We start from the raw sequence: 12516 nt of genomic DNA, 5'->3' as shown, positions 1-12516 counted from the left end.
ACAAGCCAAGCGCTTGCTTGGTGGGCTTGCCGGGCCCTTTCGGGCCCGGCAAAGGACGCTTACAGCGTCGAAAGGAAGGTGCTGTTGCTGGCCTGCCATTGTGCGATGTCGACGCGGATACGCTTCTTGTCGAGCTTGCCGACACTGGTCTTGGGAATTTCAGTAACAAGGGCGATCTGGCTCGGGATGGCCCACTTGCTCAGGTGCCCCAGTTCGACGAAAGGCTTGAGGTGTTCCTTGAGTTCCCTGGCGCCTATCGCATGGCCTTCACGGAGCACCAGCAAGGCAAACGGGCGCTCGCCCCATTGCGGGTCAGGGATACCGACCACTGCTACTTCCCGTACCCCCGGATGGCGGCTGATCAGGTCTTCGAGGTCGAGGGAGGAAATCCACTCGCCACCGGTCTTGATCACATCCTTGATCCGGTCACGGATGTCGATCACCCCCATGCTGTCCAGGGTCGCCACGTCGCCCGTGTGCAGCCAGCCCCCGGCCCAGAGCTCTTTGCCCTTCTCGGGTTCGTTGAAATAACCTTCGGTGAGCCACGGCGCACGCAGCACCAGTTCGCCCTGGGACTCGCCGTCGGCCGGCAGGAAGTTGCCATCGGCGTCGATGATCGCCGCTTCCACCAAGGGACCCGGCACGCCAGCCTTGATGCGATACGTGGTGCGTTCGTCTTCGGTGCCGGCCATCAGCTCATCGTTAAGGTGAGCGCAGGACACCAGCGGACCGGTTTCCGACATGCCATAGGCGGCGGTCAACTGAATGCCCTTGGCCTTGGCCGCTTCGTACAGCGCGCGGTTCAGGGCGCTGCCGCCGATGACGATTTTCCAGCCGCCGAAATCCGTGCCTTGCGCGGACTTGGCGTTGAGGACCATTTGCAGGATGGTCGGCACGCAATGGGAGAAGCTGACCTTTTCCTTGCGCCACAACTCCACCAGGTATTCCGGGTCGTAGCGGCCGGGGTAAACCTGCTTGAGCCCCAGCATGGTCGCCACGTACGGCAAGCCCCAGGCATGCACGTGGAACATCGGGGTGATCGGCATGTACACATCGTTGGTGCCCAGCAGGCGCACGCTGTCGATGCTGCCCATGATCGTCGACACGCCCATGGTGTGCAGCACCAGTTGCCGATGGGTGAAATACACGCCCTTGGGATTGCCGGTGGTGCCGGTGGTGTAGAAGGTGGTCGCCACCGAGTTTTCGTCGAAATCTTCGAAGGTGTACTGGGTGCTCGCGGCAGCCAGCAGTTGCTCGTACTCGCCGACCAGGTTGGGCAAGTCGGCGGTTTTTTCCGGCAGATCGGTGAGCAGCAGGGTTTTCTCGACCGTGGTCAGGTGCCCGGCAAGCGCCTGGTACAGCCCGACGAACTCACTGTTGACCAGCACGAAGCGGTCCTCGGCGTGGTTCATGGTGTAGAGGATCTGCTCGGGCGACAGGCGCACGTTGATGGTGTGGATCACCGCACCGATCATCGGGATGGCAAACATGCATTCGAGGTAGCGATGGCTGTCCCAGTCCATCACGGCCACGGTATCCCCGGCCTTGACCCCGGCCGCCGTGAGCACGTTGGCCAGCCGCGCGACACGCTCGATGAGGGTCGGGTAGCTGTAGCGCAACTGGTCGCGGTAGACAATCTCGCGGGTTTTCTCGTAACGGCTGCCGGACATCAGCAGCCGCTTGATCAACAGCGGGTATTGATAAGCGCCTTCGGCTGGCGGAATAACGCGCGTCTCCAACATAAGCATCCCTTTATCTGACTACACGGTCGTGACTGAAAAGATAAGCACTTTAGTCAGCCGGAGCGCCAGCTAAATCAGCCAAAGGGATGATTTGCAGAGCCGTACAAATGCTAGCTTTGCGCCAGCATTTGTTTCCGAGAGTGGATCAATGCATTTCGGTCAGGGCCAGCTTCACGCCGATGGCGATCAGCACCACGCCCATCGTGCGGTCGAACCAGTGGCCCATGCGGGCAAAACCGGCCCGTACGCGCTGTTGGCTGAACAGCATTGCCACCAGGCAGAACCAGATCGCGGTGGCCGCAGCCAGGTAAACGCCGTAACCGGCCTGAATCGCCAGTGGTGTATTCGGGTTGATCACCACGGTAAACAGCGACAGGAAAAACAGCGTGGCTTTGGGGTTCAGGCCGTTGGTCACGAAACCTGAGGTAAATGCGCCGCGTGCGGTGCGCTCGCCGGCTTCCTTGTGCAGGTTTTCAGTGGCAGGTTTCGCCGGCTGCGCGCGCAGCGCCTTGAAGCCGATGTACAGCAGGTAGGCGGCCGCCAGCCATTTCAGCGCGTTGAACAGCATGATCGACTGCGAGACGATCAGGCCGATACCGAGCAGCGAGTAGCCCACGTGCAGGAAAATCGCCGAGCCGACACCCAGCGCCGTCCAGGTCCCGGCGCGACGACCGTGGGTCACGGCCTCGCGCACCACCACGGCAAAGTCCGGACCTGGGCTTGCCACGGCAAGCAGGTGAATCAGCGCAACGGTCAAAAACTCTGTCCAGTACATGGGGGGCTCCTCCGGGGTAGGCCGATTAAATAAAAATATCCGAGACAATCTTCACGCCTGTGGCGAGGGGGCTTGCCCCCGTTGGGTCGCGAAGCGGCCCCCAACCCAGCACCGTGTTTTATCAGACAGAACGCATCATCCGCTTTACGACTGCTTTGCAGCCGAACGGGGGCAAGCCCCCTCGCCACAGTTTTGGTGTCTGTTTTAGCTCAGTGCATAACCATTTGTTTCATCTGGTAGGCTCGGCAGAGTACGCCTTCAGACTCCTGCGCAAAAGGTACAGTTAATGACGAACAATCGCCGCGCCGTATTCCTCGACCACAGTTCACTGGACCTCGGCGACCTCGACCTCAGTGGGTTGCAGCAGTGCTTCGATGACTTGCAGCTGCGCTCACTGACCACGCCCGACAACATCGTCGAACGGTTGCAAGGCGCCAGCGTGGCAATCAGCAATAAAGTCCCGCTGAACGCCGAAACCCTCAAGGCCTGCCCCGAACTGCAGCTGATCCTGATCGCCGCCACCGGCACCAACAATGTCGACCTGGCCGCCGCCCGCGCCCAAGGGATTACCGTGAGCAACTGCCAGGGTTATGGCACGCCGTCGGTGGCGCAGCACACGATCATGTTGCTGCTGAACCTCGCCACCCGCCTGAGCGATTACCAGAAAGCCGTCGCTGAAGGTCGCTGGCAGCAGGCCAAACAATTCTGCCTGCTGGATTTCCCGATCGTCGAACTCGAAGGCAAAACCCTCGGCCTGCTCGGCCATGGTGAATTGGGTGGCGCCGTCGCGCGGCTGGCCGAAGCCTTTGGCATGCGCGTGTTGCTCGGCCAATTGCCTGGGCGTCCGGCCCGCGCCGACCGCTTGCCGCTGGATGAGCTGCTGCCGCAAATCGACGCGCTGACCCTGCACTGCCCGCTCAACGAACATACCCGTAACTTCATTGGTGCCCGCGAACTGGCGCTGCTCAAACCCGGCGCCTTTGTGGTCAATACCGCACGCGGTGGGCTGATCGACGAACAAGCCTTGGCCGATGCGTTGCGCAACGGGCATCTGGGCGGCGCGGCGACCGACGTCCTGAGTGTCGAGCCCCCTACCGCCGGCAATCCGCTGTTGGCCGCCGACATCCCGCGCTTGATCGTCACCCCGCACAACGCCTGGGGCAGCCGCGAAGCGCGACAGAGGATTGTCGGTCAACTGACCGAAAACGCCCAAGGCTTCTTCAGCGGTACAGCGCTGCGGGTCGTCAGTTGATAAACTGCCGCACTTTTTTTCAAGGAGCAGAGTATGGATCCGCGCAGTGAAGTACTGCTTCGTCAGGCCGATTTGTTTCAAGGCGAGTTGCTGCTGGCCGGTTTGCCCGCCGATGACTTGCTGGGCAAATTGCCCAACGCTCACGGCTGGTGCTGGCACGCAGGCGACCAGGCAGCGCTGGACGCCCGCTTTGCCGAGCGCAGCCACTTTGGCGTGAATGCTCCGAGCCGCGAGTTTGAAACGGCGGTGGTGTTCCTGCCCAAATCCAAGGACCTGACCGACTACATCCTCAACGCCCTCGCCTCGCGCCTGGCCGGTCGTGAACTGTACCTGGTGGGTGAAAAACGCAGCGGCATCGAAGGCGCGGCCAAACAGTTGAACCCCTTCGGCAAACCGCGCAAGCTCGACAGCGCCCGCCACTGCCAGCTCTGGCAGGTCACCGTGGCCAATGCGCCCGAGGCCAAATCGCTGGAAAGCCTGGCGCAGGAATACGAACTGCCGCTGGCTGAAGGCCCACTGAAAGTGATCAGCCTGCCGGGCGTGTTCAGTCACGGTCGACTGGATCGCGGCAGCGCGCTGCTGCTCGAACATCTGGACAAACTGCCAAGCGGTCACTTGCTGGATTTCGGTTGCGGTGCTGGCGTGTTGGGCGCGGCGGTGAAACGGCGTTATCCACACAACACCGTCACCCTACTCGACGTTGATGCGTTCGCCGCGGCCAGCAGTCGCCTGACATTGGCGGCCAACGGCCTGGAGGCCGAGGTGCTGACCGGCGATGGCATCGACGCTGCACCGATGGGTTTGAGCGCGATTCTGAGCAATCCGCCGTTTCATGTCGGGGTTCACACCGATTATCACGCCACCGAGAATCTGCTGCGAAAAGCAGCCAAACACCTGAAAAACGGCGGCGAACTTCGCCTGGTAGCCAACAGCTTCCTGAAGTATCAGCCGCTGATCGAGGAGCATCTCGGTGTGTGTGCGATCAAGGCTGAAGGGCAAGGTTTCCGGATCTACCGGGCCAAGCGCGGCTAGAAATTAGCGCTTGCCGAATGGATTTTGCCTAGGCAGAATCCGCTCCGTCCTAGGGGAGTAGTCTCCCACGAGCGCCATGCTCGTCCGGCATACGTCAACATACTTGGTCCTCAGACCATGGCGTATGCGACCCAAGCGACCGCACAGACGGATCGCAGGGTTTGACAAGACCTATGACACGCACACCTTACCCGGGGCGGGGAGGCTGTACGTGTCATAGCCGTGTCGACCCGCCCCTTAGGAAAACCCTGATGCTGGATTCTCTTCTCGTTCCCACCGCTGTCGTTGCCTTGGCCGAAATCGGTGACAAGACGCAATTGCTCGCGCTCATTCTCGCCGCACGCTTTCGCAAACCCTGGCCGATCATCGCCGGTATCGTCGCTGCAACCCTGGCCAACCACGCGGCTGCGGGTGCTGTCGGTGCCTGGTTCGGGAGTTTCTTCTCGGATGCGACGCTGCACTGGATCCTCGCCGCAAGCTTTACCGCGACCGCGCTATGGACCCTGGTGCCGGACAAGATGGATGAGGACGAAGCCAGCACTGCGCGTAAATTCGGACCGTTCCTGACCACGCTGATTGCGTTCTTCCTCGCCGAGATCGGTGACAAGACCCAGATCGCCACCGTGATGCTCGCCGCTCAGTACCCTGAGTTGTGGCTGGTGGTCATTGGCACCACGCTCGGCATGCTGATTGCCAACGTGCCGGTGGTGCTGGCGGGTAATTTTGCCGCAGACAAACTGCCCCTGACCCTGATCCGCCGCCTGGCAGCATCGGCGTTCTTCATCCTGGCCATCGTCGCGGTGTACAAGGCGATGCAGAGCAGCGGGTGGGTGTAACACTCTCGACTGACATGTCACTGCCTGGCAGATAACTGTGGCGAGGGGGCTTGCCCCCGTTGGGGTGCGAAGCAGCCCTCCCCCCTGCAACCGAGATCCGCCAGATACACCGCACTCGCTGGCTTTGCGACTGCTGCGCACTCGAGCGCCAGCCCGGTCGAACGGGGGCAAGCCCCCTCGCCACAAGAGCTGCACGACTTCAGCTCTTGTGGCTCACTTCAGGATTCAGGATTTTTTGGCCTTCAGATAAAGCGGCATGACTTTCGGAATCGCTGCCTGGAGCGACGCAACCCGGCTGCTGGATGCCGGGTGAGTGCTCATGAATTCTGGCGGCGAACCTTCGGAAGCCTTGCTCATCTTGTCCCACAGGGTGATCGCCGCGTTCGGGTTGTAGCCGGCGCGGGCGGCCAGTTCCAGGCCGATCAGGTCAGCTTCGTTTTCATTGGCGCGGCTGTTGGGCAAGGTCATGCCGTAGTTGGCCACGGTGTCGGCCAGGGCCAGCGTGTCCTGCCCCAGCCCGAGCAAGGCACCGGCGCCCTGCTTGGCCATTTCGATGCCATAGGCCTTGGACATCGCTTCACGACCATGCTCACGCAAGGCGTGGGCGATTTCATGGCCCATGACTGCGGCGATTTCATCGTCAGTGAGTTTCAGGCTGTCGATCAACCCGGTATAGAAAATGATCTTGCCGCCAGGACCGCAGTTGGCGTTGAGCTCGTCACTCTTGATCAGATTGACTTCCCACGTCCACTGCGCCGAATCAGGACGGAAGACCGGTGCCTGCGCGATCAGCCGATTGGCAATCGCCTGGACCCGTTTGGCCTCGCTGCTGTTCTTGTCCAGCACACCCTTGTTGCTCGCCTCACCCACCGTCTTTTGGTAGGACTGGGCATACATCTGGTTGACCTCATCGGTCGACAGCATGCTGAACATGTACTGCTTGCGCTCCACGCCCACCGCGCCGCCGTTGGTGGTGTTGACCGACTGGCAACCACTGAGCAGCAGACTTGCACCCAGTGCACACAAAACCAATGCCTTACTCATGAACAGCCTCCCTGGAAATATGGCGCGTATCCTAGGCGGTGCTTTGTATCAGCGCTAGATACAACAGACATGTAGCGCCTCATTTACCGATACATTCCCCCCCACTGTCGCAATAAATTCATAAAACACCGTGCCCCGAGAGCACGCGGGCCTGATACCTGTCTCTATGCGACCCGCACAGATCAAAAACAGTCATCGGCAAAAAACCCGCTCATGGACCGCCTCACGTGCGCCGATACAACCCGGCAGACGTCATATTGCGTGCGGAGTCTTTATGAAATTCAAGTCGATCCAGTTTTCTGTCGCCGCGCTTGCCGGCGCCATTGTGCTCAGCGTGGTGGCTGCGCTGGTGCTGTATGCACTGTTTTCCGGCGCGCGAACCCAGGAAATGGTCCAGCAGCGGACCCAGGCGCAATTCGAGCAAGTCATCGAGCAACGCCTGCGTGGGCTGGCGCAAACCCAGGTCAGCCAGATCCAGCGCGAACTCGAAGCGCCCCTGCTGATCGCCGGCGGTCTGGTTCGGGTCAACGCCTTGATCGGCTCCCAGGATGCCGACGGCAAACCGGCGCTTACCCTCAGCCGTGAGCAGTTGATCAGCCTGATCAAGGAAAACGTCGCGAAAAATCCGAAGATTCTCGGCACGTACATCGGCTGGGAACCGAACGCACTGGATCACAATGACGCAGCCTACATCGGCAGTAAAACCGTCGGCATCGACGCCACCACCGGGCGCTTCCTGCCGTGGTGGTTTCGCAACGACAATGGCACGCTGGGCGTCGACAAGCTGGCGGATGTCAACGACCGTACCGTGTTGTCCACGGGTGTGCGCTCCAGTGAGTACTACCTGTGCTCCCAGGAAAGCAAAAAATCCTGTGTGATCGACCCGGCGCCTTACAAGGTCGGCGACAAAATCGTCATGCTCGCCTCCTTTATTGAACCGATCATGCTCAACGGCACCTTTCAGGGCATCGTCGGCGCTGACTTGTCGGTGAACTTCATTCAGGAAATGCTCCTGGCTGCGAACCAGAAGCTTTATAACGGTGCCGGCGAAATGGCCCTGATTGGTGGCAACCAGCGTCTGGTCGCCTACACCAAGGACCCGAGCAAGTTCGGCGAAAAGGTCAGCGACATCCTCGACGCCACTCAGGTTGCCAACCTCGGCAAGCTCAATCGCGGCGAAGTGACCTATAACGTCGACAAGGCCAATGGCAGGATCGAGCTGTACCTGCCATTCGGCATCGGCCAGACCGATGCACGCTGGACCCTGCTGCTGCAATTACCGTTGAACGCGGTCATGGCCGACCTGCAACAACTGCAAGGCGACCTGAACACCCAGCGCAAGGCCGACACCTTCGGCATGGCTATGGTCGGTCTGGTGATTGCCGGCCTGGGCTTGCTGGTGATCTGGCTGGTGGGCCACGGTATCGCCCGGCCACTGAAGCAGATGGTCGCGATGCTCGATGACATCGCCCAGGGCGAAGGTGACCTGACGCGCCGCCTGAGCAGCGACCGCGCCGACGAACTCGGCTCGATCGCCAAGGGCTTCAATACCTTCCTCGCCAAGTTGCAGGCGATGATCACCCAAGTGGTGACCTCGGTGCAGAGCGTCAGCGATTCGTCCGAACACACCGCCGACATCGCCATTCGCACCAACCTCGGCGTGCACAAGCAAATGGCCGAAATCGATCAGGTGGCCACCGCGGTGCAGGAAATGACCGCCACCGCCCAGGACGTGGCGCGCAATGCGACCCAGGCTGCCCAAGCCGCCAGCCACGCGGATCAGGCCGCCGCCCAAGGCATGCAGATCGTGCGCGACACCTCGACCTCGATTGGCGTGCTCGCGGTGGAAATCGGTAAAGCGGTCGGCGTGGTGCAAACCCTGGCCAAGGACAGCGAGAACATCAACGCGATCCTGATCGCCATTCGCGGGATTGCCGAACAGACTAATTTGCTGGCCTTGAACGCCGCCATCGAGGCCGCACGCGCCGGTGAACAAGGCAGAGGCTTTGCGGTGGTGGCCGATGAAGTGCGCAACCTGGCGCAGAAAACCCAACAGGCGACTGAAGAAATCCAGTCGATGATTCAGCAGTTGCAGCAAGGCACGCGCGACGTGGTTCGGGTGATGGAAGACAGCCAGAACAAGACCGACGAAAGCGTGCAGCACGCGGCCAAGGCGGCGCAGGCGCTGGAGACCATCACTCAGGCGGTGTCGGTAATCAACGACATGAACACCCAGATCGCCAGCGCTGCCGAAGAGCAAAGCGCGGTTGCCGATGACATCAACCGCAACGTGATCAATATCGGTCAGGTGGCCAACGAAGTCGCGGGCGGCGCGGATGAGTCGAGCGCGGCCAGCGCCGACCTGACCAAACTGGCCGAGCAGCAGCGGCGGTTGATCAATCAGTTCAGGGTTTGATCATAGGGCCCCTTCGCGAGCAAGCCCGCTCCCACACTGGATCTCCATTGTTCGCGGATTTTGTATCCACTGGGGATCAAATGTGGGAGCGGGCTTGCTCGCGAAGGCGTCAGCACAGACAACTCATCAACCCGGCGTCAGGCATTCCGGCGCATTGAGTTTCGGATCATTCACCAGGTTCGCCAGCACCCGTTCGCGCAAGGCGGCCGGTTCGCTGGCAAGCAGCGCCTGCAAGGTGTGCAACGGGGTTTCGGGGTTGAGCCAGGCCTCTTGACCAGCGGCATCGAGAATCAACGGACGACGCTGATTCGAGGCGGCCTGGGTCACCACCGCCGTGCTCAGCCACACCTGTTCCTGCACCGGATACGCTTCCCAGATCGCCGCAAAAAACAGCGCCGAACCTTCGCCTGGCGTCAGCCAGTACGGGCGTTTACGGGTAGTGCCACGCCATTCGTAAAAGCCGTTGGCCGGCAACAGGCAACGGCGCAAGCGGAAAGCCTCACGAAACATCGGTTGCTCGGCGACGGTCTCTGCCCGCGCATGGGCCGGAGTCTTCGACAGGTCGGTCAGCCACGGTGGCGTCAGCCCCCAGCGCGCGCGGGCCAGCGTGCGCTGCCCCGCCTCGGCGCGCAGGATCAGCACCGAATCATTGGGCGAAATATTCCACTGCGCCTGCTGATCGGCCGGGAAGCCGGGCAAGGCCGCGAACGCGGGGTTCCAACGAAACAGGGCAAAACGTCCACACATGGGGCAACACGACTCTGAACGAAAACGGACGCCAGCCTAACAGACCAGGACGTCGGGGAAGCTATCCGGTTCGTCGCCGGGCATCGGCAGTGCGGTATTGTACGCAGCGATCAACTCGCGCGCGTATTGCGCCTGATCGTTATCCACCGCCAGTCCAAGCAGCCCGAATACCGGCAACTCGCCCGCACCGCCCAGCAGATCACGCCCCACCAGATGCGCCTCGACCCCTTCGCTGGCCAGCATTCCTTGCAGCAACTCGCCTTCCATCAGGTTTTCCGGTTCGTAGATGCGCTGCATAGAAGCCACCCTTCACTCGTTTTCGCTGTGAACCTCGAGCATCCATTCATGACCATCGGTCTGCAGAGTAAATGTGATAGGCCGACAACACACGGGACAATCCTCGATATACGTCTGATCCCCTCCCGACAAATCCAGAACTGCCTCTGACTCTTCACCACAATAAGGACATTCGTAGCGCTCGGTTTCCAGCATCGCGGTCTCCCAAGTGACTTGTGCGTATAATCGCCGGTCTATTTGCAGGGCCATTTTTGTTTGAGCGTATTTTTCAGACTGTACTCCTGCCGTAATCGATCCAATCCATTACTTACCCTAGCCGTTTCTAACAAGAGAGCATGATGGGCGAATTCGATACCATCCGACCTTACGACGACAGCGAAGTCCCAGCGGTGCTGGCACGGTTGCTGGGCGACAAGGCGTTTCTAGATATCCTCACCCACTTCCGCTTCCCGCGTTTTGCCGGTGCTTTTGGCTGGATGCTCAAACCACTTATAGCTTATCGGCTGCGCCGTGAGTTTGCCGGCGTCCGTTCGGTTGCAACGTTGCAGGACAAGGTCGAGTTTTATGTCGACCACACCATCGAGCGGGCCACCGACGGCGTGACCTATACCGGCGTCGAGCAATTCAAGTCCGGCCGCGCCTATCTGTTCCTGGCCAACCACCGTGACATCGTGATGGACCCGGCCTTCGTCAACTACGCGATCTACCACGCCGGCCTGCCGACGCCGCGCATCGCGATTGGCGACAACCTGCTGCAAAAGCCCTTCGTCAGCGATCTGATGCGCCTGAACAAGAGCTTTATCGTGCACCGCTCCATCAGCGGTCGGCGCGAGAAGATGGCGGCGTATCAGTTGCTCTCGGCCTATATCAATCACTCGATCCTCAACGACTGCCAGTCGATCTGGATCGCCCAGGCCGAAGGCCGCGCCAAGGACGGTGACGACCGTACCGAGTCGGCGATCCTCAAGATGTTCCACATGAGCCGCAAGGACGAGCCGTTTGGCGAGGTCATCCAGTCGCTGAACCTGACACCGGTGTCGATCAGCTACGAGTACGACCCGTGCGATCAGGCCAAGGCCCGCGAGCTGTACATCCGCGCTACCACCGGCAGCTACACCAAGGTGCCCGGCGAGGACGATGCAAGCATCGCCAAAGGCATCACCGGCTACAAAGGCCGGGTCCACGTGAACTTCGCGGCACCGATCAGCGAGCTGTTCGAAGACACCAAGCAACTGGCAATCGAGATGGACCGGCAGATCCTCGGCGGTTACCGGTTGTTCCCGGTGCACTACCTGGCGTACGCCCAATGGAGCAACGCCGACCCGCAACTGCAGGTGCCGAGCGCAGCCACACTGTTCCCGGCCGAGGAACTGGCCAAGGCCCAGCAAGAATGGCAAAGCCGCCTCGATGCCTGCCCCGAGGAACATCGGCCGTTCCTGGTGCTGCAATACGCAACACCGGTGCGCAATCAGTACCGGGTCAAAGCGGGTTTGCCGCTGTAAGGTTTCGGTTGAATACAAAAACGGCGCCTCGGGGCGCCGTTTTCATGTGCGATGCGAATCTCAAAAATGCCGGCTGATCCACGACAGCAGTAGCGCCAAGGCCAGGCAGGCAAAGCCGAAACGGTAGCAAAACCGGTTCAGGCGCAGCGTCGCGCTTTCCGGAAACAGCAACGGTTCATCGATCGCCCGTACCGCGCTTTGTGCCTCCAGGTTCTTCAGCGCCAGCCGCTCGCGGCGACGGGTCACGTGCAACAGCCAGGCACCGGGCAAGGCGATCAACAACGCAAAAAGATTCATCAGGCTCCCGGGATGAGCGCTGACAGCAGACCAGCTCATATGCAGCGACATCATGCCCCTCACGTAAAAAACAGCACTTGTGGCCTGAGAACAGCGGCAAGTGGCCAGACGCTTTTTACGCCCCGCACTTTGCACTCCAGTGACCGGTAATTTACTGATTAATGCGCACTGTCACCTGAACGTCACCTTAACAAGCCAGTCTGTCGCCCCTCGAAACCGACACGGAGCCTGTCATGCTGCACGCAGAAATCCAGGATCGCCTCTATCTCATCACCCAAAGCGACGAACAACAAAACCTCGTCGGCAGCCTCGCCTTCAACGTCCAGGACCGCCACTGGCTCGTCTACTGCGCCCTGGGCGGCCACCCACACGCCGATCTGCCGGAAACCGACCTGTTGACCGGCGTGAGCATGCTGGATTTTTATGTAGAAGCGGCCTAGAAGCCGCGCCCCTCCCCCACCACCACTCAGGCCGGCCGGCAGGCCGCCGTGCTTTGCTTTTGATCTTGATCCACCCGCCCCTATCGGGAGGCCGAGTGGAGGTGTTCATCAGGGGGTGGGCGCGCAGCGCCGTACG

General features: G+C 60.8%; 13 protein-coding genes, 1 pseudogene and 1 riboswitch. Of the genes and pseudogenes, 7 read left to right on the top strand and 7 right to left on the bottom strand.

All coding sequences use genetic code 11. The features are described 5' to 3' along the window. Positions 1–59 precede the first annotated feature (59 nt). Together AC3WK5_RS27770 and AC3WK5_RS27765 are read right to left on the bottom strand one after the other, a co-directional pair. The gene (locus tag AC3WK5_RS27770; RefSeq protein ID WP_054595665.1) at positions 60–1742 is read right to left on the bottom strand and encodes a fatty acid--CoA ligase; all 1683 of its coding nucleotides are present in this window, start codon (positions 1740–1742) and stop codon (positions 60–62) included. Positions 1743–1887: 145 nt separating this feature from the next. Next, entirely contained in the window at positions 1888–2517 is a 630-nt protein-coding gene (locus AC3WK5_RS27765; protein WP_103320221.1) for a LysE family translocator, read from the bottom strand. 286 nt (positions 2518–2803) lie between these two features. On the opposite strand from AC3WK5_RS27765, the gene AC3WK5_RS27760 reads away from it, so the two are divergent. From AC3WK5_RS27760 to AC3WK5_RS27750, 3 genes are all read left to right on the top strand, one after another. Further along, a complete protein-coding gene (locus AC3WK5_RS27760; protein WP_103320217.1) occupies positions 2804–3769 on the top strand; it encodes a 2-hydroxyacid dehydrogenase in 966 nt (321 codons plus the stop codon). Positions 3770–3802: 33 nt separating this feature from the next. After that, positions 3803–4801: a methyltransferase gene (locus AC3WK5_RS27755; protein ID WP_103320215.1), complete on the top strand. Its 999-nt coding sequence runs from the start codon at positions 3803–3805 to the stop codon at positions 4799–4801. A 39-nt stretch (positions 4802–4840) separates the two neighbouring features. Then, positions 4841–4964: riboswitch (yybP-ykoY riboswitch) on the top strand. Positions 4965–5052: 88 nt separating this feature from the next. Continuing rightward, positions 5053–5637, top strand: a complete 585-nt coding sequence (locus AC3WK5_RS27750) for a TMEM165/GDT1 family protein (RefSeq protein WP_054595661.1) — start codon at positions 5053–5055, stop codon at positions 5635–5637. A gap of 225 nt (positions 5638–5862) precedes the next feature. Here AC3WK5_RS27750 and AC3WK5_RS27745 read toward each other — a convergent pair whose 3' ends face one another. Then, on the bottom strand, positions 5863–6681 hold the full coding sequence (locus AC3WK5_RS27745) for a M48 family metallopeptidase (protein WP_054595660.1): 819 nt from the start codon (positions 6679–6681) through the stop codon (positions 5863–5865). Positions 6682–6847: 166 nt separating this feature from the next. On the opposite strand from AC3WK5_RS27745, the pseudogene AC3WK5_RS27740 reads away from it, so the two are divergent. Continuing rightward, positions 6848–8242 (top strand): annotated as a pseudogene (locus AC3WK5_RS27740) (methyl-accepting chemotaxis protein); the annotation flags it as partial. Positions 8243–8254: 12 nt separating this feature from the next. Beyond that, positions 8255–9097, top strand: coding sequence for a methyl-accepting chemotaxis protein (locus tag AC3WK5_RS27735; protein WP_371919156.1), 843 nt, complete (start codon positions 8255–8257; stop codon positions 9095–9097). Positions 9098–9223: 126 nt separating this feature from the next. Here the strand turns inward: AC3WK5_RS27735 and AC3WK5_RS27730 are convergent, their stop codons facing one another. From AC3WK5_RS27730 to AC3WK5_RS27720, 3 genes are read right to left on the bottom strand one after another with little or no spacing between them, the layout of a single operon-like run. Further along, positions 9224–9844, bottom strand: a complete 621-nt coding sequence (locus AC3WK5_RS27730; protein ID WP_103320210.1) for an SOS response-associated peptidase — start codon at positions 9842–9844, stop codon at positions 9224–9226. Between the two features lie 36 nt (positions 9845–9880). After that, positions 9881–10141, bottom strand: a complete 261-nt coding sequence (locus tag AC3WK5_RS27725; protein WP_103320207.1) for a putative signal transducing protein — start codon at positions 10139–10141, stop codon at positions 9881–9883. Positions 10142–10153: 12 nt separating this feature from the next. Further along, positions 10154–10336 carry a CPXCG motif-containing cysteine-rich protein gene (locus tag AC3WK5_RS27720; RefSeq protein ID WP_081013733.1) on the bottom strand — a complete coding sequence of 61 codons (183 nt, stop codon included), beginning with the start codon at positions 10334–10336 and terminating at the stop codon, positions 10154–10156. Positions 10337–10476: 140 nt separating this feature from the next. Here AC3WK5_RS27720 and AC3WK5_RS27715 point away from each other — a divergent pair, with 140 nt between their 5' ends. Further along, positions 10477–11643 carry a 1-acyl-sn-glycerol-3-phosphate acyltransferase gene (locus AC3WK5_RS27715; protein WP_103320205.1) on the top strand — a complete coding sequence of 389 codons (1167 nt, stop codon included), beginning with the start codon at positions 10477–10479 and terminating at the stop codon, positions 11641–11643. 60 nt (positions 11644–11703) lie between these two features. Here AC3WK5_RS27715 and AC3WK5_RS27710 read toward each other — a convergent pair whose 3' ends face one another. Continuing rightward, positions 11704–11991, bottom strand: a complete 288-nt coding sequence (locus AC3WK5_RS27710) for a hypothetical protein (RefSeq protein ID WP_173859996.1) — start codon at positions 11989–11991, stop codon at positions 11704–11706. A 182-nt stretch (positions 11992–12173) separates the two neighbouring features. Between AC3WK5_RS27710 and AC3WK5_RS27705 the strand changes: the two genes are divergently transcribed. Beyond that, positions 12174–12380 (top strand): hypothetical protein, encoded by a 207-nt coding sequence (locus AC3WK5_RS27705; RefSeq protein ID WP_054595654.1) that lies wholly within the window; start codon positions 12174–12176, stop codon positions 12378–12380. Positions 12381–12516 lie beyond the last annotated feature (136 nt).

Source organism: Pseudomonas sp. FW306-02-D09B (genome assembly GCF_058782685.1).
This window is presented reverse-complemented; position numbering and strand designations above follow the sequence as displayed.